A 1,515-nucleotide genomic window follows, 5' to 3' on the forward strand; every position below is an offset into this window, starting at 1 on the left:
TACGCTCTCATGACTGCCATCCGAGATACTGCCCGAGTTTACCCCTTCGCTGGCCGCAAGACCAGCGTTCGCATTGACCTTGGCGGGTGTGCCGCGGACGCCTGATCGACGACGATTGATCACGCTCTCATCCGCGGGTTGGTTACCGCACTACCCGTATCCGTCGCTGGGCCTATCCGTCGTCTAAGTTCGGGCGTCGGACGAACCTGCCCCACCGTACACCGCGGATTGCCCATCACAGTCGGGTGCCCGCGGCACGCCGGCCAAGGCTATGCAGGTGATGCGCTGGCGCCTCCTCTCGTGATCGTTGTGCGTGGATCAGCCAGCGACCGCCGGTGACACCCGACGGGCGATGTCCCAGGCATAGCCGACCAGTTCACGCGCGATCGCAGTGGTCACCTTCGGCTGCGGCTTGCCGGTGGCTGCTAGGCGACGGTAGCGCTGAGACAGGCGAACCTGTGCCTTCCACCCGATTGCCTGGATGTCCTCGGGCAAGTCGATGACCCGCTCACGGTAGCGCCGTTCCTCGCGAGCGGGCAGCCGATACGACCAGCCCGCCTCGATCAGCATGGTTCGTGCCTGCGCGTTGCCCGCGCGGGTGATCCGGCCTCGCTTGGTCCGGGCGCCGCTGGAGTGCTCGGACGGCACCAAGCCGACATACGCCATCAACTGCTTAGGATTGTCGAAGCGGGTGAGATCGCCTACTTCAGCGACCAGCGTCGCAGCGCTGACCAGCCTGATACCGCGCAGGACCTGCAGATTGCGGACCAGCGGCGCGAAACACCATGCATCCACCGCTTCGGCCAATGCTGCCTCGAGCCGTCCCACTCGCGCCTGCGCCTCCAGCACCCGCTTCTGCATTTCCTCGAATGCCAGCTGTTGGTGGGGAAAATCGAACCGCTGCTCGGACAACCACCGCCAGTACATTTTCGTCCAGGCCGCCTTGCCGCCGAAACGACGATCATGACGCAACAGGAAGCTGCGCACCGTTTGCTTGGCCCCGATGGCATCGTCCTGCGCATTTCGCCGAGCGCGGATGAGATCGCGTACCGCCTCATGCGCTTCGTCCGGCACCCAGATCGCGGTGAGTTCGCCGGCGCGTAGCAGCCGCGCCAGTGTCATCGCGTCACGTCGGTCCGTCTTCACATGGTCGCCCGGGCGTCGCGGCATCATTGAGGGGGCGATGACAATGCAATCCTGCCCCAGCTTCGTCAGCAGCCGATGCAGGCCATAGCCACAGGGACCAGCTTCGTAGCAGACGTTCAACGTAACGCCCGGTCCCGTTAGTCGCTTGACCAGCTTTCTGACCGCATCGTCCTCGTTGGCGACTGTTCCGATGAAACGCACCTCGCCTCCGCGCTGTCCATCGGCAACAGCGACCGCAATGGTTTCCTTATGCACGTCCAGACCAACGTATTTCACTGCCTCCGTCATGACTCGCCTCCGCTGCTGAAAAATCCATCATCAGCATCTCAGATTCGAGCCTCCGAGGCTCGGGCAGTCATGGGGTCTAAG

Annotated in this window: 1 protein-coding gene; it reads right to left on the bottom strand. The window is 63.6% G+C overall.

The annotated features are described in order from the left end of the window. Positions 1-318: 318 nt before the first annotated feature. A complete protein-coding gene (locus ABLE43_RS23140; RefSeq protein ID WP_066760040.1) occupies positions 319-1,434 on the bottom strand; it encodes an IS110 family RNA-guided transposase in 1,116 nt (371 codons plus the stop codon). Positions 1,435-1,515: the final 81 nt, after the last annotated feature.

It is taken from the genome of Sphingomonas silueang (assembly GCF_040049155.1).
Taxonomy (GTDB): domain Bacteria; phylum Pseudomonadota; class Alphaproteobacteria; order Sphingomonadales; family Sphingomonadaceae; genus Sphingomonas; species Sphingomonas silueang.